General features: G+C 70.4%; 21 protein-coding genes. 10 read left to right on the top strand and 11 right to left on the bottom strand.

Annotated elements, in window-relative coordinates; all coding sequences use genetic code 11:
- Positions 1-90 precede the first annotated feature (90 nt).
- A complete protein-coding gene (locus ABQ271_RS02115; protein WP_349309903.1) occupies positions 91-1,500 on the top strand; it encodes a DUF6421 family protein in 1,410 nt (469 codons plus the stop codon).
- Positions 1,501-1,572: 72 nt separating this feature from the next.
- Here ABQ271_RS02115 and ABQ271_RS02110 read toward each other — a convergent pair whose 3' ends face one another.
- The gene (locus ABQ271_RS02110; protein WP_349309902.1) at positions 1,573-2,994 is read right to left on the bottom strand and encodes an MFS transporter; all 1,422 of its coding nucleotides are present in this window, start codon (positions 2,992-2,994) and stop codon (positions 1,573-1,575) included.
- 65 nt (positions 2,995-3,059) lie between these two features.
- Here ABQ271_RS02110 and ABQ271_RS02105 point away from each other — a divergent pair, with 65 nt between their 5' ends.
- Positions 3,060-4,133, top strand: coding sequence for a low specificity L-threonine aldolase (locus ABQ271_RS02105; protein ID WP_349309901.1), 1,074 nt, complete (start codon positions 3,060-3,062; stop codon positions 4,131-4,133).
- Between the two features lie 3 nt (positions 4,134-4,136).
- Here the strand turns inward: ABQ271_RS02105 and ABQ271_RS02100 are convergent, their stop codons facing one another.
- Positions 4,137-4,766 (bottom strand): NUDIX hydrolase family protein, encoded by a 630-nt coding sequence (locus ABQ271_RS02100; protein WP_349309900.1) that lies wholly within the window; start codon positions 4,764-4,766, stop codon positions 4,137-4,139.
- A gap of 78 nt (positions 4,767-4,844) precedes the next feature.
- On the opposite strand from ABQ271_RS02100, the gene ABQ271_RS02095 reads away from it, so the two are divergent.
- Positions 4,845-5,504, top strand: a complete 660-nt coding sequence (locus tag ABQ271_RS02095) for a dienelactone hydrolase family protein (protein WP_349309899.1) — start codon at positions 4,845-4,847, stop codon at positions 5,502-5,504.
- Positions 5,505-5,506: 2 nt separating this feature from the next.
- On the opposite strand, the gene ABQ271_RS02090 is transcribed toward ABQ271_RS02095, so the two are convergent.
- A complete protein-coding gene (locus ABQ271_RS02090) occupies positions 5,507-5,617 on the bottom strand; it encodes a helix-turn-helix domain-containing protein (RefSeq protein ID WP_349309898.1) in 111 nt (36 codons plus the stop codon).
- A 418-nt stretch (positions 5,618-6,035) separates the two neighbouring features.
- Between ABQ271_RS02090 and ABQ271_RS02085 the strand changes: the two genes are divergently transcribed.
- Genes ABQ271_RS02085 through ABQ271_RS02075 form a run of 3 tightly spaced genes read left to right on the top strand, consistent with a single transcriptional unit; the run spans position 6,036 to position 13,286 of the window.
- Positions 6,036-7,688: an ABC-F family ATP-binding cassette domain-containing protein gene (locus ABQ271_RS02085; RefSeq protein WP_349309897.1), complete on the top strand. Its 1,653-nt coding sequence runs from the start codon at positions 6,036-6,038 to the stop codon at positions 7,686-7,688.
- 59 nt (positions 7,689-7,747) lie between these two features.
- Positions 7,748-12,454: an ATP-dependent helicase gene (locus ABQ271_RS02080; RefSeq protein ID WP_349309896.1), complete on the top strand. Its 4,707-nt coding sequence runs from the start codon at positions 7,748-7,750 to the stop codon at positions 12,452-12,454.
- Between the two features lie 58 nt (positions 12,455-12,512).
- Entirely contained in the window at positions 12,513-13,286 is a 774-nt protein-coding gene (locus ABQ271_RS02075; protein WP_349309895.1) for a DNA-formamidopyrimidine glycosylase family protein, read from the top strand.
- 18 nt (positions 13,287-13,304) lie between these two features.
- On the opposite strand, the gene ABQ271_RS02070 is transcribed toward ABQ271_RS02075, so the two are convergent.
- Both ABQ271_RS02070 and ABQ271_RS02065 read right to left on the bottom strand, forming a co-directional pair.
- Positions 13,305-13,604, bottom strand: a complete 300-nt coding sequence (locus ABQ271_RS02070) for an antibiotic biosynthesis monooxygenase (protein WP_349309894.1) — start codon at positions 13,602-13,604, stop codon at positions 13,305-13,307.
- Entirely contained in the window at positions 13,604-14,269 is a 666-nt protein-coding gene (locus ABQ271_RS02065; RefSeq protein WP_349309893.1) for a YitT family protein, read from the bottom strand. Before ABQ271_RS02065 ends, ABQ271_RS02070 begins: the two co-directional genes overlap by 1 nt.
- Positions 14,270-14,367: 98 nt before the next feature.
- Between ABQ271_RS02065 and ABQ271_RS02060 the strand changes: the two genes are divergently transcribed.
- Genes ABQ271_RS02060 through ABQ271_RS02045 form a run of 4 tightly spaced genes read left to right on the top strand, consistent with a single transcriptional unit; the run spans position 14,368 to position 16,873 of the window.
- Positions 14,368-14,775, top strand: coding sequence for a transferase (locus ABQ271_RS02060; RefSeq protein WP_036310536.1), 408 nt, complete (start codon positions 14,368-14,370; stop codon positions 14,773-14,775).
- Positions 14,776-14,829: 54 nt separating this feature from the next.
- A complete protein-coding gene (locus tag ABQ271_RS02055) occupies positions 14,830-15,354 on the top strand; it encodes a thermonuclease family protein (protein WP_349309892.1) in 525 nt (174 codons plus the stop codon).
- A gap of 28 nt (positions 15,355-15,382) precedes the next feature.
- Positions 15,383-16,105 (top strand): LysR family substrate-binding domain-containing protein, encoded by a 723-nt coding sequence (locus ABQ271_RS02050; protein ID WP_349309891.1) that lies wholly within the window; start codon positions 15,383-15,385, stop codon positions 16,103-16,105.
- Between the two features lie 42 nt (positions 16,106-16,147).
- The gene (locus tag ABQ271_RS02045; RefSeq protein WP_349309890.1) at positions 16,148-16,873 is read left to right on the top strand and encodes a glutamine amidotransferase-related protein; all 726 of its coding nucleotides are present in this window, start codon (positions 16,148-16,150) and stop codon (positions 16,871-16,873) included.
- 12 nt (positions 16,874-16,885) lie between these two features.
- Here the strand turns inward: ABQ271_RS02045 and ABQ271_RS02040 are convergent, their stop codons facing one another.
- From ABQ271_RS02040 to ABQ271_RS02015, 6 genes are all read right to left on the bottom strand, one after another.
- Positions 16,886-17,707: a tryptophan-rich sensory protein gene (locus ABQ271_RS02040; RefSeq protein WP_349309889.1), complete on the bottom strand. Its 822-nt coding sequence runs from the start codon at positions 17,705-17,707 to the stop codon at positions 16,886-16,888.
- A gap of 88 nt (positions 17,708-17,795) precedes the next feature.
- The gene (gene treZ, locus ABQ271_RS02035; RefSeq protein ID WP_349309888.1) at positions 17,796-19,511 is read right to left on the bottom strand and encodes a malto-oligosyltrehalose trehalohydrolase; all 1,716 of its coding nucleotides are present in this window, start codon (positions 19,509-19,511) and stop codon (positions 17,796-17,798) included.
- Entirely contained in the window at positions 19,508-21,856 is a 2,349-nt protein-coding gene (gene treY / locus ABQ271_RS02030) for a malto-oligosyltrehalose synthase (protein WP_349309887.1), read from the bottom strand. Before treY ends, treZ begins: the two co-directional genes overlap by 4 nt.
- Positions 21,853-24,063 (bottom strand): glycogen debranching protein GlgX, encoded by a 2,211-nt coding sequence (gene glgX, locus ABQ271_RS02025; protein ID WP_349309886.1) that lies wholly within the window; start codon positions 24,061-24,063, stop codon positions 21,853-21,855. The genes treY and glgX overlap by 4 nt, the downstream gene beginning before the upstream one ends.
- A 69-nt stretch (positions 24,064-24,132) precedes the next feature.
- Positions 24,133-24,609 (bottom strand): glutaminase, encoded by a 477-nt coding sequence (locus ABQ271_RS02020; protein WP_349309885.1) that lies wholly within the window; start codon positions 24,607-24,609, stop codon positions 24,133-24,135.
- A 132-nt stretch (positions 24,610-24,741) separates the two neighbouring features.
- Positions 24,742-25,425, bottom strand: a complete 684-nt coding sequence (locus ABQ271_RS02015; RefSeq protein ID WP_349309884.1) for a GTP pyrophosphokinase family protein — start codon at positions 25,423-25,425, stop codon at positions 24,742-24,744.
- Positions 25,426-25,449 lie beyond the last annotated feature (24 nt).

Below are 25,449 nucleotides of genomic sequence, written 5' to 3'. Positions count from 1 at the left end.
ACACGCGATCCTTACGGCCTTAGGCTGAAATCACAGGAATTATTCTCGTCTTTCGCGAGGAAACCGTGAGGAACCGATAGGAGGTCACCCATGAGCACCGTCACCACATCGACGATCATCGGAATGCCGGAGGTCGTCGAAGACGCCCGCCAGGCCGAGACCTCCGCCGCGTGGACGATGCTGCGGGATGCCGCGACCGCCCTGCAGGCCGTCCAGGTCACCGACGGCTCGGTTCCCGATCCCGCCGACCACGAGGTCGCCCGCTCGCACGTCGAAGCGATCACCGCCGGCATCCGCTCGCTCGCCCCGGCCTTCCCGCACGACGAGGCCTACCTCGACGCGAGCGTCGCGGACTTCGAGCGGTGGGTGTCCGAGGGCTTCGGCGTTCCCGACTTCCTCGACTCGCTGCTGGCCTTCCAGCCGCAGCAGAACCGCATCGACGGGCTCCGTCACCTCGTCGTGTTCCCGATGTACACGCAGAACGGCACGCGCGACCGCAAGGTCGAGGCCGTGATCGTCGAGACGATCTGGCCGGAGTTCATCGCCGAGTTGGAGCAGACCTACACGAACCGACTGTTCGTCTCGTTCCGCCTGCTCGACTTCACACCGGGCTACGACACCAACTCGGCCGTGCTCTTCCCCGAGACGGTCGCGATGCGCGAGGTGCCGTCCTTCACGTGGGGCGCGATCTTCCAGGACCGCGAGGCCGCGCGCTACCGCCGCGTCGTCCGCGCCGCCGCCGAGATCACGCGGCTCGATCTGCCCGAGGCAGCCGCGCGCCTGCTCGACGACCAGCGCCTCGCCGAGAAGACGTTCGTCATGTGGGACCTCATCCACGACCGCACGCACATGCGCGGCGACCTGCCCTTCGACCCGTTCATGATCAAGCAGCGGATGCCCTTCTTCCTGTACTCGCTGGAAGAGCTGCGGTGCGACCTCACGGCGTTCCGCGAGTGCGTCGCGATCGAGCGGGATCTGTCCGCGAAGGCGGCGCTGACGGATGCCGAGGGCGAGATGCTCGAGCACGCCGGTCTTGTGCAGTACGCGGTGCTGTTCGATCGCATCTTCCGCTTCGCGATCACGGGGTCCCGCGTTCGCAACTACGACGGCCTCGGCGGGCAGCTGCTGTTCGCGTGGCTCCACCAGCGCGGCGTCCTCCACTGGACCGACACGTCGCTGGCCTTCGAGTGGGACCGTGTCGCCGACGCCGTCATCGCTCTGAGCGATGCGATCGACCGCCTCTACTGGGAGTCGATCGATCGCCCGAAGGTCGCACACTGGCTCGCGGCGTACGACCTGGTCCGCCAGACCGTGACTCCGCACCCCGCGTCGCAGTGGGCTCGCGGGCTGTCGGACGAGATCCTCGCTGGTGCGCCCAAGGGCTACACCGACGCCGTGCTGGACGACGAGTTCCCGCTGTCGATGTTCTTCGAGGCGCTCGAGAAGAAGATGCGCCCCGTGATCACCGGCGTGGCCGGCATCCGCGCCACCGACGCCTAGCGCGTACGGAACACCACTTCGGCGCCTGGGACCTGGGGGACTCAGGCGCCGAAGCTGTCCTCGGGACAGGACTCAGTCGCCCGCGACCCCGCCGGCCGCTTCGCGCGACGATGACGGGATGCCGGTGGCCGGGGCCCCGGCATCCGCTTCGCTCGTCTCGGGCGCCGTCTCGTACTGTGCCGACAGGGTCCGGTAGGACCGCGTGAGGAAAGCGGCGAACGCGGCGACGACCATGAGGAGACCGCCGACGAGGAAGATCAGCGCGATCCCGCGCATCTCGCCCTCGCCGAGGAGCCAGGACCACGCGCGCTCGCCCTGGTCGGTACGGAAGGAGGGGATGATCCAGAACTCCGCGATCGGGGCGATCGCGAACGACGTGATGGGGCCGGTCGAGACTTCGAGCGCGGTGGCCGCGCCGAACACACGCCCCTGCCTCTCGAACGGGACCACCTTCTGGATGACGGTCTGCTCGGCGGACTCGATCACGGGGACCAGGGTCATGTACGCCCAGATGCCCACCGCGTAGAGCCACCACCACTCCCGCAGCGTGAAGACGGCGCCCAGCAGTCCCATCGCGGCGACCGCGAGAAGGAGGGTCCGGATGGGGTTTCGCCCGAGCCCCTTGGCGGCGACGATCCCACCGCCGATGAGGAACCCGGTGGCGGTCACCGCGAGGACGATGCCCCACACCTTCACGTCGAAGAGCTCGAGCCCGTAAGGGTCCATCAGCGCCATGTAGAGGCCGCCGATGAGGTTGTTGAAGGTCGAGAAGAGGATGAGCGCGAAGAGCCCCGGGACCGCGCGGATCGCGGCCGCCGCTCCGCGGATGTCGAGGATCTTCGAACCGGGGTCGGGAGCCGGAGCATCCTCGGCGATCCGCACGAAGAGCAGGTGCACGAGCGGCACGGCGGTGAAGGCGATCGCCACCGCGAGCGTCCACCCCATGCCGACCAGGCCGATCGCGAGCCCCGAGAGGGCGCTCGTCACGATAAAGGCGATCCCCTGCACCGTGCCGACGAGGCCGTTGGCGTTCGCGTGGCGCTCGGTCGGCACGAGAAGGGTCACCGTCGTCGACAGGGCGATGTTGCGTAGGTTCTCGACGACCGCGCCGGCCAGGATGATGCCCGAGAACAGCCAGAACCACGGCCGCCCCAGGTCGAGGATCGCCGACTCGGGTTGGGACACGTAGATCGCCCCGGCCGCGAGGAAGGCGACGAGCGTGAAGACGCCCGAGAAGACCATGACGGCGTGCTTGCGGAAGCGGTCGACGAGCGTGCCGAACACCATGCCGAAGATCGCGAGCAGCAGCATGTAGGCGCCGCCGATGAGCCCCGTGGCGAGCACCGACTTCGTCTCGAGGTACACCCAGAAGGTGAGGGCGAACCACAGGAAGCTCGTCGTGACGTTCGCGACGGCCGTGTTCACCAGGACGTGCAGGAACACGCGCATCCCGCCGGGAGGGACGGTGCGCGGCGACGGCGTCGCTTCGGTCATGCGGTGAGGGTATCGCCGGGCTCCGACACGGGGGAAGACCCCGCCGCGCAACCTAGGCTGGAGGGGTGACGACGCTCCACGACCCCACGGTCCGTTCCTTCGCCAGCGACAACTACTCCGGGGTCCACCCCGAGGTGCTCGCGGCCATCGCCGCCGCCAACGACGGCCACCAGATCGCCTACGGCGAAGACGTCTACACGGCACGCCTGCAGGAGGTCTTCGCGCGCCACTTCGGCGAGGAGGCGCAGGCGTTCCCGGTGTTCAACGGCACCGGCGCGAACGTCACCGGCCTGCAGTCGATGCTCCCCCGCTGGGGCGCGGTGGTCGCGGCATCCACCGCCCACATCAACGTCGACGAGGGCGGCGCTCCCGAGAAGGTCGCGGGCATCAAGATCCTGAACGTGCCGACCGACGACGGCAAGCTCACTCCCGAGCTCGTCGACAGGGAGGCATGGGGCTGGGGCGATGAGCACCGCGCGCAGCCGCTGGTCGTGTCGATCACGCAGTCCACCGAGCTCGGCACGCTGTACACGCCCGACGAGATCCGGGCGCTGGCCGATCACGCGCACGCGCGCGGCATGCGCCTGCACCTCGACGGCGCGCGCCTGTCGAACGCCGCCGCCGCCCTCGACCTGCCGATCCGCGCCTTCACGAAGGATGCCGGTGTCGATCTCGTCAGCGCCGGCGGCACGAAGAACGGCGCGCTCGCAGCCGAGGCCATCGTCGTGCTCGACCCCGCGGCATCCCAGGGCCTGCCCTACCTGCGAAAGCTCAACATGCAGCTCTCGTCGAAGATGCGGTTCGTCTCAGCGCAGCTGATCGCGCTCTACGAGGGCGACCTGTACCTGCGGAATGCACGTCACTCCAACGCGATGGCGGCGCGACTGCGGTCGGCCGTCGAGGCGGGCCTCGCCGACGGCTCGATCGCGGGCGTGCGCTTCAGCCAGCCGACGCAGGCGAACGGGGTCTTCGCGACTCTGCCCGACGGCGTCGCCGACGCGCTCCGCGAATCGTTCCGCTTCTACGACTGGGATGCCTCGAAGAACGAGGTGCGCTGGATGTGCTCGTTCGACACGAGCGAATCCGACGTCGACGCGTTCGTCGCGGCGCTGTCGCGGCTGACGACCGCGCGCGCCTGACGCCTACCGGAGCGCGCCGACCGAGGCGAGCGCCTGCCGCACGAGCGACGAGCGCCCGCCCTCCATCTCGGCGGCGAGCGCGTCGGACGACGCCTCTTCGGGCGACATCCAGGTGACCTCGAGCGCGTCCTGGCGCGGCTCGCACGTGCCGGTGACGGGAACGACGAACGCGAGCGACACGGCGTGCTGCCGGTCGTCGTGATAGGCGCTCACGCCGGGGATCGGAAAGTACTCGGCCACGGTGAACGGCGCCGGCTGCGGCGGCAGCATCGGGAACGCCATCGGCCCCAGGTCGTTCTCGAGGTGTCGGAAGAGGGCGTCGCGGACGGTCTCGCCGTAGCGCACCCGACCTGACACGATCGTGCGCGAGATCTCGCCCATGGGCGTCGCTCGCAGCAGGATGCCGACATCGGTCACCGCGCCCATGCCGTCGAGGCGCACGGGGACGGCCTCGACGTAGAGCATCGGCAGGCGGCGGCGCGCCTCGGCGAGCTCGACGTCGCTCAACCAGGCGGGGTTGCCCGCAGATCCGGGACGCCCGATCGACGAACCGAGCCCGCGGAGCGGATCGCGCGAGGACCCCTCGTCGTCGTCACGCTCGTTCGGATCGGGGTCGGGAGTGCGGACGGCCATGCCTCATGTATACCCGAGCGGATGCCGCGCCGCGCCGCCCGCCCCGCGGTGTCGGTGGGCCTGGTGCAGGATGGACGCATGGTGGCCGCTTCCCCGCTGGATCCCGACGTCGCGCTCTGGTCCGTGCCCGTCGACGAGCGCGGCGACCGGCCGCTCCTCGTCCTCCTGCACGGCTACGGGTCGAACGAAGAGGACCCGTTCGGCCTCATCCCGCACCTTCCGCCCGAGTTCGTGGCAGTCGCCGTCCGCGCGCCGCTGGCGCCCCGCTTCCCGATGCCCGGCTACTCGTGGTTCACGATCGACGGCGTCGAGAGCCGCGACCCCGCGGAGGTGGCCGCAGCGGCTGAGGCCGTGTGGGAGTGGGTCGACGAGGTGCGGGGGGACGCGGCATCCGTCGGTCTTCTCGGCTTCTCGCAGGGCGGGGTGATCGCCCTGCAGATGATGCGGATGCGGCCCCGCGACGCGGCCTTCGCCGTGAATCTCGCCGGCTACGCCTTTCCCGAACCCGCCGCCGGCGACGCCGAGCTGGCGGAGGTACGGCCGCCGGTGTTCTGGGGGCGCGGGTCGCGGGACGAGGTCATCCCGCCCCGGTTCGTCGACCACACCGCCGAGTGGCTGCCCGGGCACGTCGACCTCAGCGGGCGGGTCTATCCGGGGCTTGCGCACAGCGTCTCGGCGGAGGAGCTGCACGACGTCCGGGTGTTCCTCGAGAAGCAGCTGGCGAAGCTGCGGGGCTGAGGTCAGCCGCGGGCGGCGAGAGCCACGAGGAACGCTGCCCGCCCCCGGGTGTCGAGGGGGCTGAGGCCTGTCAGCGCCTCGATGCGAGCGACGCGCTTGCGCACCGTGTTCACGTGGAATCGGGGGTGCGGCAGACGGTGTGAGTGTGCCGTTCTCCGGAAGGATCTGCTCCGCGCGCGGTTCTGCGGTCGCTGCGCGGCATCCTTCCGGAGAACGGCCCGGGCCCGATCGCTCCACGGCGGCCGGACCCCTGGCATCCGCTCGGGATCGTCGCTAACATGGCCGGGTCCCTGTCCCGAGTGTGAGGAAGAGCCGTTGAAGGCTATCGACGCGATCGCGCTGTGATCCCGCGCTGACCCGTCGACCCTCCTCGAGGACGATCCCGACGGTCCGCCCGGTGATCGAATCACCGACCAGCGCGGACCGTCGTCCTCCGATCGCAGCACGTTCGTGCTGCCCGGCCGCACCGAGCGCTGCGGACCGGATCGTGGACACACGCGTCCGCGCACCCCTCATCACAGGGAGGCGCATATGCCCACCACACTCACCTCAGCGGTCGTCCTCGACCGCGCCACCCTCGCCTGGCCCGACGGCACCGCCGCGCTGAACGAACTGTCCGGGGCCTTCGGCGGCGGTCGCACCGGCCTCGTCGGACGCAACGGCTCCGGCAAGTCCACGCTGCTGAAGCTGATCGCCGGCACCCTCGAACCGAGCTCCGGCTCGATCTCGACCGCCGGGCGCGTCGACCTGCTGCCCCAGCAGCTGACGCTCGACACGTCACGGCGCGTCGCCGACGTGCTGGGGATCGGGACCACCCTCGACGCGGTGCGGGCGATCGAGCACGGCGACGTCGACGAACGCCACTTCGACGCCGTCGGCGACGACTGGGACGTCGAAGCTCGCGCGACGGCAGCACTCGCGGAAGTAGGGCTGCCCGACGGAGCTCTGGACCGACGCATCGGCGAGCTGTCGGGCGGCGAGGCGGTCCTGGCGGCGATCGTCGGCATCCGTCTTCGCGGAGCCGAGATCGCCCTGCTGGACGAGCCGACGAACAACCTCGACCGCGACGCACGCGCACGCGTGCACGAGCTCGTGCGCACCTGGCGCGGCACGCTGATCGTGGTGAGCCACGATGTCGCGCTGCTCGAGGAGCTGGACGACACGGCGGAGATCTACCAGAACGAGCTGTCGGTCTTCGGCGGTCCGTACTCCGAGTGGAAGGCGTGGCTCGACACCGAGCAGGCCGCGGCGGCGCAGGCCGAGACCGCGGCACGGCAGCTCCTCAAGCGCGAGAAGCGCGACCGGGCGCAGGTCGAGTCGGCGATCGCGACCCGCAACGCACAGGGCCGGAAGGCCGCGTTCGAGCGGTCCGCACCCCGCATCGTGCTCGGCGCGAAGAAACGGGCCGCGCAGGTGACGGCGGGCCGGCTGCGCGTCGAGGCGAACGAGAAGGTGGATGCCGCCCGCTCCGCCGTCGACACCGCCGGACGCCGCGTGCGCGACGACGACACGGTGCGCATCGACCTGCCCGATCCGGACGTCGGGACCGGTCGCCGCATCGCGACGATCGGCGACGGCGAGCGCGCCTGGACGGTACAGGGGCCGGAGCGGGTGGCCCTCATCGGACCCAACGGCGCCGGCAAGACGACGCTGCTCGAGCGGCTCGTGGCGGCGGCTCGCGGCCCGATCTCCGGTCAGGAGGCGGGTGAGCCGCCCGAATCCGGCCCGGACACGGCATCCATCCGGAGAACGGCACACGCCGAGGCTCACACCGACCGGGTCGGGTACCTGTCGCAACGGGTCGACGGGCTCGACGAGGCGGCGTCGGTGCTGGAGAACATCCGCGCCGGGGCTCCCGGCGTCGGAGACGTGGAGCTGCGGAACCGGCTGGCGCGGTTCCTGATCCGCGGTGACACGGTGCTCCGGCCGGTGGCGGCGCTGTCGGGCGGCGAACGGTTCCGCGTCGCGCTCGCCCGGCTGCTGCTGGCCGACCCACCGCCGCACCTGCTGGTGCTCGACGAGCCGACGAACAACCTCGACCTCGACACGGTCGACCAGCTCGTCGAGGCGCTCTCGGCCTACCGCGGCGCCGTGCTCGTGGTCAGTCACGACGACGCGTTCCTCCGCCGCATCGGCCCCGACCTGACGCTGGAACTCCGAGAAGGACGGATGACGGAACTCTGACGTTCGGGCCGGGGCGCAAGCCCCGGCCCGATGTCGGCGGTCCGCGCGATGATAAGAGGGTGGCGGACGTCCTCGAGCGGTTCAGCCCTGCGACGCAGGACTGGTTCCGTGGCGCCTTCCATGCTCCGACTGCGGCGCAGTCCGGGGCGTGGCAGGCGATCTCCGCCGGAAAGCACGCCCTCGTCGTTGCGCCGACCGGGTCGGGCAAGACCCTGTCGGCCTTCCTCTGGGCGCTCGACCGGATCTTCCGCGACCGGGTCGCCGAGGCGCCTCCCGCCGAGGGCGACAAGCCCGCGCGCGGGAAGAAGAAGCGACCGGATGCCGCCTCCCCCCGCACGCGCGTCCTTTACATCTCGCCGCTGAAGGCGCTCGGCGTCGACGTCGAGCGCAACCTCCGTTCGCCGCTGGTCGGCATCGGGCAGTCCGCCCGCCGGCTCGGGATTCCGGCGCCCGACGTAACGGTCGGGGTCCGCTCGGGAGACACTCCCTCCGGTGACCGGCGGCGTCTTCTCGCCGACCCTCCCGACATCCTCATCACGACGCCCGAGTCGCTCTATCTGATGCTGACCTCGCAGGCGGCCGAGACGCTGCGCGGCATCCACACCGTCATCGTCGACGAGGTCCACGCGGTCGCCGCGACCAAACGCGGCGCGCACCTGGCCGTCAGCCTCGAGCGCCTCGACGCCCTGCTCGACACCCCGGCACAGCGCATCGGCCTGTCGGCGACGGTCCGGCCGATCGACGAGGTCGCCCGCTTCCTCGGCGGCGCCGCGCCCGTCGACATCGTCGCACCGAAGGCCACGAAGGCGTTCGACCTCTCGGTCGTCGTTCCGATCGACGACCTCACCAACCCGCCCCCGCCGCCGGGCGCAACCGAGGCGGAGCAGCCGGTCGCCGTCGATCCCGACGACGATGACGGCGACGGCGGCAACTGGTACACGCCGCCGCAGTCATCCGAGATGACGGGTTCGGTCTGGCCGCACGTCGAAGAGGCGATCGTCGACCGCATCCTCGCCCACCGCTCCACGATCGTGTTCTCGAACTCGCGCCGCCTCGCCGAGCGGCTGACCGGGCGGCTCAACGAGATCTACGCCGAGCGCGTCGGAATCGACGTGCCCGACCAGACCGTTCCCGCCGCCATGATGGCGCAGGCGGGCTCGTCGGCGGGGGTCGCGGCGATTCTCGCGAAGGCGCACCACGGCTCGGTCTCGAAGGAGCAGCGTGCGCAGGTCGAGGACGAACTGAAGTCCGGCGTCCTCCGCTGCGTCGTCGCGACGAGCAGCCTCGAGCTCGGCATCGATATGGGCGCCGTCGACCTGGTCATCCAGGTCGAAGCGCCGCCCTCGGCGGCATCCGGTCTGCAGCGCGTCGGCCGCGCCGGTCACCAGGTCGGCGAGGTCAGTCGAGCCGCGCTCTTCCCCAAGCACCGGGGCGACGTGCTGCACACCGCCGTCGTGACCGAGCGGATGCTGGCGGGGCAGATCGAGGCGATCTCGGTGCCGCAGAACCCGCTCGACATCCTCGCCCAGCACACGATCGCCGCCTCCGCCGTGGCCGTCCTCGACGTCGAGGGGTGGTTCGAGACGGTGAAGCGCTCGGCCCCGTTCCGCTCGCTCCCCCGCTCTGCGTACGAGGCGACGCTCGACCTGCTGGCCGGAAGGTACCCGTCCGACGCGTTCGCCGAACTGCGGCCCCGCGTCGTGTGGGATCGGGATGCCGGAACCATCACCGGCCGACCCGGCGCGCAGCGCATCGCGGTCACGAGCGGCGGCACCATCCCCGACCGCGGCCTGTTCGGCGTGTTCATCTCGGGCGAGGCGCGAAACGCCCGCGTCGGCGAGCTCGACGAGGAGATGGTCTACGAGTCGCGCGTCGGCGACGTCTTCACCCTCGGCACGACGAGTTGGCGGATCGTCGAGATCACCCACGACCGCGTCAACGTCCTACCCGCCTACGGCCAGCCCGGCAAGCTGCCGTTCTGGCACGGCGACGGACTCGGCCGACCCGCCGAACTCGGCGAGGCACTCGGCAAGTTCTCCCGCGAACTGTCGACGGCGAAGCCCGAGAAGGCGATCGCGCGCCTCCGCGAATCCGGACTCGACGACAATGCGATCGGCAACCTGCTCGCCTATATCGGCGAGCAACGCGAGGCGACCGGGAGCCTCCCGACCGACAAGACCCTGACCGTCGAGCGCTCGCGCGACGAGGTCGGCGACTGGCGGGTCATCCTTCATTCCCCGTACGGCATGCACGTGCACGCGCCGTGGGCGTTGGCGGTCAACGCGCGGATCCGCGAGCGCCTCGGCGTCGAGGGAGCAGCGGTCGCGAGCGACGACGGCATCATCGCCCGGGTGCCCGACACCGACGCCGAGCCACCCGGAGCAGAGCTCTTCGTCTTCGACGCCGACGAGCTCGAGCAGCTCGTCACCTCGGAGGTCGGCGGGTCGGCGCTGTTCGCGTCGCGGTTCCGCGAGTGCGCGGCCCGCGCGCTGCTCCTCCCTCGCCTCAACCCGAACAAGCGATCGCCGCTCTGGCAGCAGCGGCAGCGATCCGCGCAGCTGCTCGAGGTCGCGAAGGAGCACCCGACCTTCCCGATCATCCTCGAGACCCTGCGCGAGGTGCTGCAGGACGTCTACGACCTGCCCGCGCTCCTGCGCATCACCCGGAGCATCGCGGACCGCCGCATCCGTCTCGTCGAGACGACGACGAGCTCCCCCTCGCCCTACGCGCGAGACCTCCTCTTCGGATATGTCGGCGCGTTCATGTACGAGGGCGACTCTCCCCTCGCCGAGCGTCGGGCCGCCGCCCTGTCGGTAGATCCCTCCCTCCTGAGCGAGCTCCTCGGCAAAATCGAGATGCGCGAGCTGCTCGATCCCGGCGTCATCGAGCAGTACGAGCGCGAGTTGCAACGTCTCGACCCGACACGGCGCGTGCGCGGAGTCGAAGGCGTCGCCGATCTGCTGCGCCTGCTCGGGCCCCTGTCGGCCGTCGAGGTCGCCGAACGGCTCGAAGGCGCGTCGACCGACACCGAGGCCCCGGCGCCGGCCGCGACCGAAACGGATGCCGCTGCCCTGCTGGACGAGCTCCTCGACGCCCGCCGCGCCATCCGCGTGACGTTCGGCGGTGCCGCCCGCATCGCGGGGATCGAGGACGCGGGCCGCCTGCGCGATGCCCTCGGGGCGGCGTTGCCGGTCGGCATCCCGACGGCCTTCCTCGAGCCGGTCGCAGATCCGCTCGCCGACCTCGTCGCCCGGTATGCCCGCACCCATGGTCCCTTCCGGACGTCCGACGTGGCGAGCCGCCTCGGCGTCGGCGGCGCCGTCGCACGCCAGACGCTGCAGCGGCTCGAAGCGCAGGGACGGCTCGCGAGCGGCTTCTTCCTGCCCGCGGATTCCACCCACTCCGACGACCTCGAGTGGTGCGACAGCGAGGTGCTGCGACGCATCCGGATGCGGTCGCTCGCCGCGATCCGCGGCAGTGTCGAGCCCGTCGAACCCGAGGCCCTGGGACGCTTCCTGCCGGTCTGGCAGCACCTCACCCGCCCCCTCGAGGGCGTCGACGGGGTCCTCGCCGTCGTCGAGCAGCTCGCCGGGGTCCCGCTACCCGCCAGCGCCTGGGAGTCGCTCATCCTGCCGTCCCGCGTGCGGGACTACTCCCCCGCTCTCCTCGACGAACTGACCGCGACGGGCGAGGTCCTCTGGTCGGGACACGGGTCGCTCCCTGGCCGCGACGGCTGGATCGCCCTGCACCCCGCGGATGCCGCGACCCTCACCCTGCAGACCCCCGAAGACGAGCCCACACCGTTCGAGCAGTCGATCCTCGATGCGCTCGGCGCCGGCGGCGCGTACTTCGCCGGGCAACTCGCCGGGATGGTCGCCTCCCCCAATGAGCAGTCCGTCATCGAGGCGCTCTGGAACCTGACGTGGTCGGGGCGGGTCACGAACGACACCTTCGCGCCCGTCCGCGGGCTCCTCGGCGGCGGATCGCAAGCGCACCGCGTCACCCGGCGCACCCCGCGCTCGCGCATGTTCCGCGGCACGCCGATCGCCGCACCCACCCGCCCCGCACCGCAGCGGCCTGCGATGGTCGGCGGACGCTGGTCGCTGCTGCCGACACCGGATGACGACGCGACGCTCCGGGCGACCGCGACAGCGGGCCTCCTGCTCGAGCGTTACGGCGTGGTGACGCGCGGATCGGTGCAGTCCGAGGGCGTGCCGGGTGGGTTCGCGCAGGTCTACCGGATCCTCGCCGGATTCGAGGATGCCGGGCACTGCCGGCGCGGGTACTTCGTCGAGAAGCTGGGCGCCGCACAGTTCGCCACCTCGGCGACCGTCGACCGGCTCCGCGAATTCGCCTCGGTCTCGGAACCTGCCCCGCTGACGGCGCGCACGCTCGCCGCCACCGACCCTGCCAACCCGTACGGCGCGGCACTGAACTGGCCCTCGATCGAGGGCGTGAACCATCGGCCCGGTCGCAAGGCCGGCGGACTCGTCGTCCTCGTCGACGGCACGCTCGTGCTCTACCTCGAGCGCGGCGGGCGCACCGCCCTCGCCTTCACCGACGACGAGGACGTGCTCGGCGCCGCCGCGCGGAGCCTCGTCGAGACCTCCCGCACGCGCGGGCTCGACACTCTCACGATCGAGCAGGTGAGCGGCGCGTTCGTCTACACGACGGCGGCCGGCCGCGCGCTCCGCGACGCCGGCTTCGTCGAATCGCCCAAGGGCCTCACCCTCCGTCGCGGAGCGAGGGCGCCCCAGAATGCCTGAGCCGGAGGCGACCGATGCCTGAGCCGGAGGCGACCCATGCCTGAGCCAGAGGCGACCGATGCCTGAGGGCGACACCGTCTTCCGTGCCGCGCGGAAGCTCCACGAAGCGCTCGCGGGCCACGAGGTCACCCGCTTCGAGGTGCGCGTTCCGCGGAGCGCCACCGTCGACCTCCGCGGCGAGACCGTCCACGAGGTCGTCCCCCGCGGCAAGCACCTCCTCATGCGCATCGGTTCGCAGACCCTGCACTCCCACCTCAAGATGGAGGGCCGCTGGCACGTCTACCTGCCCGGCCAGAAGTGGCGCGCCCCGGCGTTCCAGGCCCGCGCGATCGTCGGCACCAGACCCGCGGATGCCGTCGGCTTCGAACTCGCGATGGTCGAGGTCCTCCCGACCGCCGACGAGGACCGCGTCGTCGGCCATCTCGGTCCCGATCCACTCGCCGACGACTGGGACCCGGAGACGGCGATCGCGAACGTCGCGGCGGACGAGCGCGCCATCCACGTCGCGCTCCTCGACCAGCGGAACGTCGCCGGGTTCGGCAACGAGTACGCGAACGAGCTGCTGTTCGTCCGCGGCATCCGTCCCACCGCGCTCGCACGGGACGTCGACGTACCCGGCATCATCGAGACCGGCACGCGGATGATCCGCGCAAACCGCGACCGGCAGGGCCGGACGTTCACGGGCGACAGCCGGCCGGGCAAGCAGACGTGGGTCTACGGCCGCGGTGGCAAGCCGTGCCGTCGGTGCGGCACCCTCATCCAGGGGTCCGAGCTCGGCGCTCGCGCTACCAGTGAACGGATCGTGTTCTGGTGCCCGGTCTGCCAGCCGTGACGAACCGGCTCTGACCGATCACTCCTCCGGCGGGAGCCCTTCGACGCGGTAGCGGCGTTCGATGCCCGCCGTCGCGCGTCCCCACTCGCTGTCGGCGGCGCGACGCTGGTGCTCGCGGAACGCCGGGGCATCCGTCCAGAGCTCCTCGACCGACCACGCGTGACCGCCGCCGAGCGGCGTGATCTCGAAGAGCAGGCAGCCCCGCTCGGCGCGGGTTCGCTCGATGTGCGCGTCGAGGTGGCGACGCACGGCATCCGCTTCGTCTGCGTTCGCGCAGATCATCCGCCCCGACAGGCGCACCCCTCCGATGTCGACCATCAGTGGCCGATGTACCGGCCGGGCCGGTGGTTGAGGGCGAGCACCAGGTTCAGCACGACGGCACCGGCCGCGCTGAGCACGACGAACTGCCAAGGGACCACGAGAAGAGCGAGAAGAATGACGAGGACATCGAAGACCATCATGGTCCACCCCACACGGATACCGGTCGCATCCTGGATGACGAGGGCGACGACATTGATCCCGCCGAGGCTCGCCCCGTGCCGGAACACGATGAGAAGCCCGATGCCGGCGAGCAGGTTTCCGGCGACGGTGCCGAAGATCGGGTCGATGCTCTCGACGATGAACAGGTGCTCGATGAGGACGGAGAAGCCAGAGACCCCGGCGATGCAGACGAGGGTGCGGAGGGCGAAGTTCCACCCGCGCTTCCACACGGCGAGCGCACCAAACGGCAGGTTCACGACGGCGAAGAGCGCCCAGAACGGCCAGTCGAGCGCGTAGTTCAGCAGCAGCGACAGCCCCGCGGTGCCGCCCGTCACGGCCGTGCTGAGGTGCAGCAGGAACAGCCCGAGCGACACGGTGAAGGTGCCCGTCGCGAGCCCGACGAGGTCATCCAGCCACGAGTGTGCGGCAGCCTTCTGCTCGAAGACGAGGGACGGTCCCGTCTCGGGGGCGGCGGGGTCGATCGGGTCTGCGTGCGCTGTCACCGAATCAGGTTACCCAGCCGCGGTCAACCCCGTGATTTCAGGTCCGGGATGGGAATGAAATGCCTTGTGGGACGTTGTATCCGCCAAGGAGGATTTCCGTGGGCAAGAACTACATCGACATCGAGAACGACCGAGGCGAGACGCTGCGTTACCGCAAGCACGCGAACGGACGTGGCTTGATCGCGAATGGGGCCAAAGTGCACCCGAGCGCGATCGTTGACGCAGGCAGCTACGTAGAACCCCGGGCACAGATCGCGGCAGGCGCTCGCATCGGCCGCGGCGTCTGGATCGAACCGGATGCCATCATCGGCCCCAACGTCGAGATCGCCCCGCACGCGCACATCGGAGCGGGAGCGTCGATCGGCGCCGGCGCGAAGATCGGCGTGCGGTGCTTCGTCGGCGCTGGCGCGCGGGTCGCGAGCGAATCCCTGATCGGCGACGACGAGAGCATCCCCGATGGGGAGCGCGTCGCCACCGACCGCCGCGGACTGCGGCTCGCCGCCTGACCCGCGTTCACCCCTGTCCGGGGTGACGTCCGTGCCTGCCGTTAGCCTCGGCGGATGACCACGCCGCGCCGATCGTCCCGTGCTGTCATCGCCGGATTCGTCGGTGCCATACTGCTCGCCGGGGTGTGGGCGGCGGCATCCGCTCTTCGCGAATCCCCGCGTGACGATGGCGTTCCGGCGGGAGCTGTCGCGTACACGGTGGACCGGGTCGTCGACGGCGACACCCTCGTCGCGCGTGCGGGTGGCGAGAAGATCCGCGTCCGTCTGATCGGCATCGATACTCCCGAAGCCCGTCCCGAACCCGAGTGCGGGGCGGATGCCGCGACCGCACGCCTCCGCGAGCTCGCCCCCGAGGGGGATCGCATCTGGGCGACGGCCGACCGGGAACTGCGCGACCGATACGACCGCGAGCTGCGCTACCTCTGGACAGCTGACGGGGTCTTCATCAACGAGACCCTGGTCACCGAAGGTCACGCCGAGGGCCTCCGCATCCCACCCAACACCCGCTATTCGGCGCAGTTCGCCGACGCCGAGTCCGCCGCTCGAGAAGCCCGCGCCGGCCGGTGGGGCGCCTGCTGAGCCGCGCGGCGCGGCTACGCTGACAGGCATGGCGACACGCGGCGGACCCCAGCGCAAGGGCGGCCGTCCCGCCCCCGCCCGATCCCGCACCGGTGCCGCGAAACCGAAGCCGAAGCCCGCGCAGAAGCCGAAGCCCACCCCCGCGGCACCCACCCCGTCGTACGGGCCGTTCCGCCTGGGGGCGATCCCCGGCGCAACGCCGGGCAAGTGGATCGACACGTGGAAGACGCGGATGCCGCGGATCGCCCTCGACCTCGTCCCCCTCATCGTGGCCGATCAGCGCGACGCCGTCACGCGCGGCGAGGTCGATGCCGCGATCGTTCGCCTGCCGCTCGACCGCGACGGCCTCAACGTGATCCCGCTGTACGAGGAGACGCCGGTCGTCGTCTGCTCCGCGGACTCGCACCTGACCGCAGCCGACGAACTCACCCTGGACGACCTCGCGGGCGAGGTCCGCATCGTGCCGCGCGACGACGTGCTGTCGTTCGACGTGGCAGGCACCGAGTCGCCTCGGTTCGCGGCACCCGAGACCACGGGCGACGCGGTCGAGACGGTCGCCACCGGCGTCGGGATCGTCATCGTGCCGATGTCGCTCGCGCGACTGCACCACCGCAAAGACGTCACGTTCCGGCCCCTCGTCGGAGCCCCAGCATCCGTCGTCGCGCTCGCGTGGCCGCTCGAGGGCGCGAGCGAGCTCGTCGACACGTTCGTGGGCATCGTGCGGGGGCGCACGTCCAACTCCTCACGCTGACACGCGGCGTTCAGCCTCCGATCGGGCATTTAGACTCGAGGGATGGCTCCGCTCGTCTACCTGTGCGTTCGCCCGCAGGTGGATGCCGCGGACGGCGAGTACGCGTCGTTCCATCAGGCCATGGGTGTCGGCGAACGCGGCCTCGAGCGGTGGAACCTCGTCGAGGATGACCTCCCCGCCGACGCATTCACGCGTTGGCGGGGATTCGTGGTCGGCGGGAGCCCTTTCAACACGACCGACCCCGAAGATGCCAAGCCCCCGGAGCAATTCCGGATCGAGGCGGGTCTCGGCTCGGTCGCCGAGGCCGCAGCCGCGGGGCGCACGACCGCGCTGTTCACGTGCTTCGGCATCGGCGTCGCCTCTCGGGCCCTCGGCGGCGAGGTCACGCGGGATCACCCTGAGGACACGGGGCCCACCGGCATCCGTCTCACCGAGGACGGCCGTCAGGATCCGCTGTTCGGAGCGCTCGATCCGGAGTTCACCGCGCTGACGGCGCACAAGGAGGGTATCGAGCGGCTGCCCGAGGGAGCCGTCCTGCTCGCGACGAACGAGGACTGCCCCGTGCAGGCCTATCGACTGGGCGACCGGCTGTACGCGACGCAGTTCCACCCCGAACCGACTGGCGTCGCGTTCACCGAGCGGATGACGATCTACCGCAACCACGGCTACTTCGACGCCGACGAGTACGACCTCGTCGCCGCGCGCGTGCTCGCCGCGGATCTCGACGAACCGCAGCGGTTGCTGCGACGCTTCGCCGCGTCCTTCTGACCGCCTCCGCGCTCAGCTGCGGGCGATAGCGAGTTCGCCGCGGCGGCCGCGGGCCCAGAGGACGAGCGGCACGATGACGACGATCGCCGCGGCGACCCAGGCCACGATCGCGATCGGGGTGGACTGGGGCTCGGTCGCGAACCGGCCGATGCCGATCCACAGCAGACCCCAGGCGGAGGCGAGTGCGGGTGCGAGACGACCGCGCGTGCCGATGGCGCTCGAGGCGGCGATCAGGACCACCACGACGATGACGGCGATGCCCCACACGGTGGCGGCCTCACCCCACGACGTCGGGGCGACCTCGGCGGTGAGCCAGGCGGTCACGTTCGCGACCGTGGCGAGCGTGACCCAGCCGAGGTGCAACCCGACGGTGATGTCGGTGAAGAAGGTCTCCGCGAACGTGCGGGGCGGGTTCAGGACGAGGATGCGGATGGCCCACCCGAGCGCGACGAGCAGCGCGACGATCGTCAGAACGGTGACGAGGAGCGTCGTGTACTGCGCGGCGAGCAGCCAGAAGCCGTTGAGCACGGCGGTCAGGGCGATCGGGTACCCGACCTTCCGCTGACGGGCGCTGCCGCGCTGCGACGGAAGGGCCTGCCAGATCGTGTACGCGATCATGAAGAGGTAGATGACGCTCCAGATCGAGAACGCCTGGGCGGCGGGGGCGAGCACCGTGGACGTCGCCGAGAGCGCGCCGTTCTGCACGTCCTGCACGGGAGTCCCGCCGAGCACGCCGGCCCCGAACAGGGCGGCGATGAGCATGAACGACACGGCCGAGATCACGACGATCTGGCGGGTGAGGTCCGAGGAACGGGATGCGGTGGAGCTCGTCATCGGGCCACGGTACGACCCGCCCCGCCACGGCGGCGACCTCTTGACAGGTCTGCGCCGAGGCCTCGCCGCGCGGCTCAGGCGAGCGGGGTCAGGCGAGGACGACCGCCGACTCCGGCGCGACCACGAGGATGTCGCCGCTGAGGGTCGGCTCGACCGATGCGATCCAGACGTCTCCGGCGGGGACTTCCCACGGCTCGGACGTCAGGTTCACGACGACCCGCGCGGCACCGCGGTGCAGCACGTACCGGCGACCGGACGACGACGACACCACCTCGGCATCCCGCCCGCCGGGGCCGGGATGCGTCAGCTCGGGACGTTCACGACGCAGTCGCGCGAGCCGCCGGTACAGGTCGAGCAAGCGGGCGTGATCGCCCTCCGAGACCTCGGACCAGTCGAGCTTCGACCGCTGGAACGTCTCGGGGTCGTTCGGATGCGGCACGATGCTCTCGTCCCAGCCCATCTTCACGAACTCCGCGATGCGGCCCTTGGCGGTCGCCTCGGCGAGCTCGGGCTCGGGGTGAGAGGTGAAGAACTGCCACGGCGTCGACGCGCCCCACTCCTCGCCCATGAACAGCATGGGCGTGCCCGGCGCGGTCAGCGTCAGCACCGCCGCGATCGCCAGCCGGTCGGTCGACAGCGTCGCCGTCAGACGGTCGCCCGCCGCACGGTTGCCGATCTGATCGTGGTCCTGCGCGTAGGTGACGAGGCGCCAGGATGCCGACTCGTCGGGCACCGGCTTGCCGTGGTCGCGCTCGCGGAAGGACGAGAACGTGCCGTCGTGATAGAACCCCTTGGTCCACACCTTCGGCAGGGCCTCCGGGTCGGCGAAGTCCTCGTAGTAGCCGACCGCTTCTTCGGTCAGCGCCACGTGCACGGCGTGGTGCCAGTCGTCCGACCACTGCGCCGCGAGACCGTACCCGCCGGCTTCGCGCGGCAGGAACATCACCGGGTCGTTCAGGTCGCTCTCGGCGATGAGCGTCAGCGGCCGACCGACGTGCGAGCTGAGCGCATCGGTCCGCTCCGCGATCTCCTGCAGGATGTGCACGGGGTGCGAGCCGGATTCGTGCAGCGCGTGCACGGCGTCGAGACGGAGTCCGTCGACGTGGAAGTCGCGCATCCACATGAGCGCGTTCTCGACGATGAAGGACCGGACGGCCTCCTCGTCGAGGTTGAGGCTGTCGCCCCACGTGTTGCGTGAGCCGTCGCGCAGGTACGGGCCGTACTCCGGCAGATAGTTGCCGCTCGGTCCGAGGTGGTTGTAAACGACGTCCTGGATGACGGCGAGGCCCGCCGCGTGCGCGGCATCCACGAACCGCTGGTAGGCCGCCGGGCCCCCGTAGGTCTCCTGCACGGCGTACCAGAGGACGCCGTCATAGCCCCAGTTGTGGGTTCCGTTGAACGCGTTCACCGGCAGCAGCTCGATGTGCGTCACGCCGATGTCGATCAGGTGGTCGAACCGGGCGATCGCGGCATCCAGCGTGCCCTCGGGGGTGAACGTCCCCAGGTGCAGTTCGTAGATCAGGCCGCCCGCGAGCTGGCGGCCGGTCCACGCCTCGTCGGACCAGTCGAAGGATGCCGCGTCGAACCACGCCGACGCGTCGTGCACGCCCCGGGGCTGACGACGCGAGCGCGGGTCGGGACGCAGATCGTCGCCGTCGCCGAGGACGAAGCCGTACTCATCGCCGTCCTGGAGTGCGACGTCGGCGCGCCACCAGCCGTCCACGGCCGCGGTCAGCGCGAGATCGCCGTGACCGGGGCGACGAAGCCGCACCCGTTCGACACGCGGAGCCCAGACCTCGATCACGATGCATTCCCCTCGATGACGCCCGCCGGCGCGAGCAGCGCGACGGGATAGGTGTCCAGCAGGTCGGCGAGACGGAGGCGCCCGCCGTCGAAACGGCGCCCGGTCAGCACGTCGACCGTCGGGCCCACATGCGTCAGGACCTCGGTGTCGCCCCACCCGCCGCGCTCGGCGAGTCCCGTGGGCAGGCGCGTCGCCACGGCGACGACACCGCCGCGGTCGAACGCGATCGCGTGGTCGGCGGCCTCCCCGACAACGGTCAGCGGCGTGTACCGCGTGAACAGCTCGGGATGGTCTCGCTTCACGCGCAGCGCCCGGGACACCACGAGCAGCTTGGCCGCGCCTGACGCGTCGACGGGCGGCATCCACCCCTCGTCGAGCCGAGCGAGCAGGCGGCGACGCTCGGCGAAGTCGACCTCGCGACGGTTGTCGGGGTCGACGAGCGAGTGGTCCCACAGCTCGGTGCCCTGGTAGACGTCGGGAACTCCGGGACCCGCGAGCTGCAGCAGCTTGAGCGACAGCGAGTTGGCGCGGCCGAGCGGGGTGATCTCGTCGACGAAGCCCTCGACGATCGCGCGCGCGTCGCCGAAGGCGGCGTCGACGAGGGCGTGCATCTTCTCTTCGAACGCCTCGTCGGGGTCAGACCACGTCGTGCTGTTGCCGGCCTCGCGCGACGCCTTCTCGGCGTACGCGTGCAGCCGCTCGCGACTCGCGGGCCACGCGCCGACGATCGCCTGCCAGAGCAGGTTGTCGAACGGGCCGTCACCGGTCGACGCGACCTCGCGAAGCTCGCCGAGCACCTCGGACCATCGGGCGGGGATCTCGGCGAGCACCGACAACCGAGTCCGGACGTCCTCACTGCGCTTCGTGTCGTGGGTCGACAGCGACGTCATCGCCGCCGGCCACGAGGCCTGACGATGAGCGGATGCCGCATGGAACCCGTCGACGTCGACCGCCCACTCCGTCGGGTCGCCGCCCACCTCGGTGAGCGTGCCCAGCCGGGTGTAGCGGTAGAACGTCGTGTCCTCGACGCCCTTCGCCATGACCGGACCGGTCGACTGCATGAAGCGCCGCGTGAACTCGCTCTCGGGTCCGGCGACCAAGCGGGCCGCAATCGCAGCGAACGCATCGGCGAGCTCGGGACGCCGCGCGGACGCCAGCGCTACCGCGTCATCGAGGTGGTCGGCACCGGCCGGAAGGTAGGCGCGGTAGACCGGGAACACCGTGAGGAGCTCGGCGAGCGCGTCGAGCCACTGCTCGTCGGAGGCTCCGCCACGCTCGCCCGAGGGGACGAGAGCGGCGAGGCGCAGCACCTCGGCATGGAGACCGTCGGTCGCCCACGACAGCTTGGCCTCGTGCATCATGTCGGCGTAGTCGGCATCCCGACCGCCGCGCAGCTGCGTGTCGAGGGCGGTCAGTCCCTGCTCGCCGGCCGGGTCGATGAGCACGCGGTCGAGGACGGCCATCGCGTCGTACCCGGTCGTGCCCTCGGTCGCCCACCACGAGGGCAGCTCTTCGCCGTGCTCGAGGATCTTCTCGACGAGCACGTACGCGCCGCCCGTGGCATCCGCCAACAGGTCGAGGTAGCCTCCCGGGTCGGCGAGGCCGTCCGGGTGGTCCACCCGCAGCCCGTCGGCGAGACCTTCGCGGATCCAGCGCGCAATCTCGACGTGGCTCGCCTCGAAGACGGCCGGGTCCTCGACCCGGACGCCGGCGAGCGTCGTCACGGCGAAGAAGCGCCGGTAGTTGAGCTCCGCGTCGCCCCGGCGCCAGAACAGCAGCTCGTAATGCTGCCGGTCGAGCACGTCGCGGACGTCGCCCCCGGCTGACCCCTCTGCGAGCGGGAACTCGTGGTCGAAGTACCGGACGACACCCGCGTCGGCGTCGATCGTGATCTCGCCCGCCTCGATCGCCGCGTCGAGCTCCGACCCCAGCACCGGCAGACGCAGCCGCCCACCGAGCGCCCAGTTCACATCGAACGCCGCCGCGTGCGGCGAGGCCTGCCCCTGACGGAGGACGTCCCACCACCACGGGTTCGCCCGCGGATCCGAGACCCCCTGATGGTTCGGGACGATGTCGATGAGGATGCCGAGCCCCGCCGCCCGGGCCGCCGCCGCGAACCGCGTCAGCCCCTCGGGGCCGCCGCGCTCCGGGTCGACGACGGTCGGGTCGACCACGTCGTAGCCGTGGTCGGACCCGCTCGTCGCCGCGAGGATCGGGGACAAGTAAGCCCAGTCCACGCCCAGGTCGCGCAGGTAGTCGGTCAGTTCGGCTGCGGCATCCAGGTCGAATCCGGCCCGGATCTGCAGCCGATACGTGGAACGCGGAGCCTTCTGGACGTCGGTCATGAGTGCGGGAGCTCGCTCTGCTGGGACAGTCCGGGGACGTCGATCGCCCCGGTCATCGCGGAGAGGGATGCGGCGACCGAAGAATCGACTTCGACCGTCTCCTGCTCATGGTCCCGCAGGACGACGAGCGCCCGGCCGCCGACCGTGACCGTGCCGCCGGGATCGACGATGGGGATCTCGTCGACGCCGCCTGCCGTGTCGACGATGACCTCCCAGCGCGGGCTGGCGGTGGCCGTGGGGATGGTGAAGTCGATCGCCTCGTCGCTCGCGTTGAAGAACACGAAGAAGTGGCGGTCGTGGATCTCCTCGCCGCGGCGGTCGCGTTCGCGGATGCCGTCACCGTTGAGGAAGACACCCACCGCGCGGCCGAAACCGGAATCCCAGTCCTCGGGCTGCATCGCCGAACCGTCCGGACGGATCCACGCGATGTCGGGAAGCGGAGCCCCCTCTTCGCGGCGCACCGGTCGCCCGTCGAAGAAACGCCGACGACGGAACGTCGGGTGGTCGCGGCGGAGGCGGGACAGCACCGAGGTGAACTCGATGAGCGGCTGGTCGATGGAGGTCCAGTCGATCCAGGTGAGCTCGTTGTCCTGCGCGTAGCCGTTGTTGTTGCCGTGCTGCGTGCGACCGAGCTCGTCACCGTGCGAGATCATCGGCACGCCCTGGCTCAGCAGCATCGTCGCGAGGAAGTTCCGCTGCTGACGTGCGCGCACCCGCAGGATGTCGGAGTCGTCGGTCGGTCCCTCGACGCCGTGGTTGTACGAACGGTTGTGCGATTCGCCGTCGTTGTTGTCCTCGCCGTTGGCCTCGTTGTGCTTCTCGTTGTACGACACGAGGTCGCGGAGGGTGAAACCGTCGTGCGCGGTGACGAAGTTGATGGATGCCACCGGCCACCGACCGTCCTGCTCGTAGAGATCGGCCGACCCGGTGAGCCGCAGCGCGAACTCGCCGAGCGTCGCGGGCTCCCCGCGCCAGAAGTCGCGGACGGTGTCGCGGTACTTGCCGTTCCACTCCGTCCACTGCGGGGGGAAGTTGCCGACCTGGTAGCCGCCGGGGCCGATGTCCCAGGGCTCGGCGATCAGCTTGACCTGGCTGACGATCGGGTCCTGCTGCACGAGCTCGAAGAACGCCGACAGGCGGTCGACGTCGTAGAACTCGCGCGCAAGGGTCGAGGCGAGGTCGAAGCGGAAGCCGTCGACGTGCATTTCGAGCACCCAGTAGCGCAGCGAGTCCATGATGAGCTGCAGCGTGTGCGGGTTGCCGACGTTGAGGCTGTTGCCGGTGCCGGTGTAGTCGGTGTAGTAGCGCTTGTCGTCGTCTTCGAGCCGGTAGTAGGCGAGGTTGTCGATGCCGCGCATCGACAGCGTCGGACCCATGTGGTTGCCCTCGGCGGTGTGGTTGTAGACGACGTCGAGGATGACCTCGATGCCCGCGGCGTGGAGCGCGCGCACCATCGCCTTGAACTCCTGCACCTGCTGGCCGACGCCGCCGGCTGCCGAGTAGGTGTTCTGCGGCGCGAAGAAGGCGATCGTGTTGTAGCCCCAGTAGTTGGAGAGGTCCTTCTCCTGGAGCGTCGAGTCGTTCACGAACTGGTGCACCGGCATGAGCTCGAGCGCCGTGACGCCGATCTTCTTGAGGTGCTCGATGATCACCGGGTGCGCGATGGCGCTGTAGGTGCCGCGGATGTCCTCGGGGATGTCGGGGTGCGTCATCGTGAGGCCCTTCACGTGGGCTTCGTAGATGACGCTCTCGGCGTACGGCGTCTTCGGCTGGCGGTCTCCCTGCCAGTCGAAGTACGGGTTGACGACGACGCCCTTCATCATGGCCGCGGCCGAGTCGTCGTCGTTGGTCGAGTCGGGGTCGCCGAACGTATAGCTGAAGACCGACTGGTCCCACTCGACCTGACCGTCGACGGCCTTCGCGTAAGGGTCGAGGAGGAGCTTGTTCGGGTTGAACCGCTGACCGTTCTCAGGGTCGTACGGCCCGTGCACGCGGTAGCCGTAGCGCTGCCCCGGCTGCACCGACGGCAGGTAGGCGTGCCAGACGAAGGCGTCGACGTCGATGAGTTCGACGCGCGTCTCCTCGCCGCTCTCGTCGAACAGGCAGAGCTCGACTTTCTCGGCGCACTCGCTGAACAGGGCGAAGTTCGTCCCGTTGCCGTCGAAGGTCGCTCCCAAGGGGTAAGCGGAACCGGGCCAAACCTGCATACGAACTCCCGAGATAGGTGGAAGGCAACACTATCCAGGCGGTGTGTGCGGCTCGGGGCCCTTGACAGGTCAGCGCAGCGACAGCATGTCGTCGAGGTAGTCGGCGAGCGGCCTCGGCGGACCGGTCGCGCTCCACGCCACGTGCGGCACGCCGTTCACCAGAGACAGGATGCCGGTGCTCTCGCCGCGGTCGACGGCCGCGGCATCCATCTCGGTCCAGCCCAGGTGCAGCACCTCGCCCTCGGCGAAACCGCCTCGGAAGGCGGCGCTGGCGCGTTCGAAGCGCGCGCGCTGCGCTTCGGCGGTGTACCCGCGGATCGCATCCTGGCGCGCGCGGAGCACCTCGCCGGTCGCGAAGACACGGTCGTCACCGATCAGCAGCGCGCCCACGTGCCAGGCGTCCGCGACCGGAACGATCCGCGGCGTCCGGCCGATGCCCAGGATGCGGCGCCCCTGCGTCCACTCCCCGAGCCGCTCGCGCGGCGAACCCGCCAGACGCTCGCGCGCCGCCCGCAGCAGGCCGGTGGTCGTCGAGGCATCCGTCACCGTCCCATTGTGCGCACCCTTCGCCGGCGCCGGCGAACCCCCACCCCCCTTCGCCTGTCGCAACACGCCGCAGTGGGCTGCACATTGCGACAGGGGAAGCGCCGCCGCGGCGCCAGACGAGGGGCGGCGGGGTCAGACGAGGTGCGTCGGTCCGGCGGAGGCAGCGCCGCGGATCTGCTGGTGCAGGCGCGTCATGCGGGCGTCGAGCTCGGCGGCGGCATCGGCGGCATCCTTCAACTGACCCAGCAGGTGGTCGGGAACCTGGCGCTCGTACTTGTAATAGATCTTGTGCTCGAGGCTCGCCCAGAAGTCCATCGCGATCGTCCGGAACTGCACCTCGACGGGCACGTCGACACGCCCGGTCGAGAGGTAGACGGGCACCTCGAGGATCGCGTGGAGGCTCTTGTAGCCGTTGCCCTTCGGGGTCGCGATGTAGTCCTCGACCTCGCGCACGGTGATGTCGTCCTGCGCGGTCAGCAGGTCGAACAGGCGGTAGACGTCGTTCACGAAACTGCAGGTGATGCGGATGCCGGCCACGTCGGTGATGTGCGCCCGCACCGAGTCGAAGGCGGGATCGATGCCGCGACGCTGGATCTTCTCCACGATGCTGTCGGGCGACTTCACCCGACTCGAGACATGCTCGATCGGGTTGTAGTCGTGCATCTCGTGGAATTCCTCGCGGAGGATCGAGATCTTCGTCTCGATCTCCTGCAGCCCGAACCGGTACTCCATGAGGAACCGCTGAAACTCGTCGCGCATGGTCCGAAGTGAGGAGGCGGACACCGTGATCTGCTGCTCATCGAGCGGAGTGGACATGGTCCGACGCTAGCGGGAACCACT

It is taken from the genome of Microbacterium sp. MM2322, from assembly GCF_964186585.1.
Lineage (GTDB): Bacteria > Actinomycetota > Actinomycetes > Actinomycetales > Microbacteriaceae > Microbacterium.
The sequence above is the reverse complement of the archived record's forward strand: the minus strand, read 5'-3'. Positions and strand labels throughout refer to the sequence as shown.

What these genes read in the sequence shown, in the direction of transcription:
- ABQ271_RS02095 (WP_349309899.1), top strand. Translation starts at nt 4,845, where the DNA reads ATGGTGGCCGCTTCCCCGCTGGATCCCGACGTCGCGCTCTGGTCCGTG.
- ABQ271_RS02055 (WP_349309892.1), top strand. Translation starts at nt 14,830, where the DNA reads ATGACCACGCCGCGCCGATCGTCCCGTGCTGTCATCGCCGGATTCGTC.
- ABQ271_RS02040 (WP_349309889.1), bottom strand. Translation starts at nt 17,707, where the DNA reads ATGACGAGCTCCACCGCATCCCGTTCCTCGGACCTCACCCGCCAGATC.
- ABQ271_RS02045 (WP_349309890.1), top strand. Translation starts at nt 16,148, where the DNA reads ATGGCTCCGCTCGTCTACCTGTGCGTTCGCCCGCAGGTGGATGCCGCG.
- ABQ271_RS02075 (WP_349309895.1), top strand. Translation starts at nt 12,513, where the DNA reads ATGCCTGAGGGCGACACCGTCTTCCGTGCCGCGCGGAAGCTCCACGAA.
- ABQ271_RS02110 (WP_349309902.1), bottom strand. Translation starts at nt 2,994, where the DNA reads ATGACCGAAGCGACGCCGTCGCCGCGCACCGTCCCTCCCGGCGGGATG.
- ABQ271_RS02115 (WP_349309903.1), top strand. Translation starts at nt 91, where the DNA reads ATGAGCACCGTCACCACATCGACGATCATCGGAATGCCGGAGGTCGTC.
- ABQ271_RS02070 (WP_349309894.1), bottom strand. Translation starts at nt 13,604, where the DNA reads ATGGTCGACATCGGAGGGGTGCGCCTGTCGGGGCGGATGATCTGCGCG.
- ABQ271_RS02085 (WP_349309897.1), top strand. Translation starts at nt 6,036, where the DNA reads ATGCCCACCACACTCACCTCAGCGGTCGTCCTCGACCGCGCCACCCTC.
- ABQ271_RS02050 (WP_349309891.1), top strand. Translation starts at nt 15,383, where the DNA reads ATGGCGACACGCGGCGGACCCCAGCGCAAGGGCGGCCGTCCCGCCCCC.
- ABQ271_RS02100 (WP_349309900.1), bottom strand. Translation starts at nt 4,766, where the DNA reads ATGGCCGTCCGCACTCCCGACCCCGATCCGAACGAGCGTGACGACGAC.
- treY (WP_349309887.1), bottom strand. Translation starts at nt 21,856, where the DNA reads ATGACCGACGTCCAGAAGGCTCCGCGTTCCACGTATCGGCTGCAGATC.
- ABQ271_RS02015 (WP_349309884.1), bottom strand. Translation starts at nt 25,425, where the DNA reads ATGTCCACTCCGCTCGATGAGCAGCAGATCACGGTGTCCGCCTCCTCA.
- glgX (WP_349309886.1), bottom strand. Translation starts at nt 24,063, where the DNA reads ATGCAGGTTTGGCCCGGTTCCGCTTACCCCTTGGGAGCGACCTTCGAC.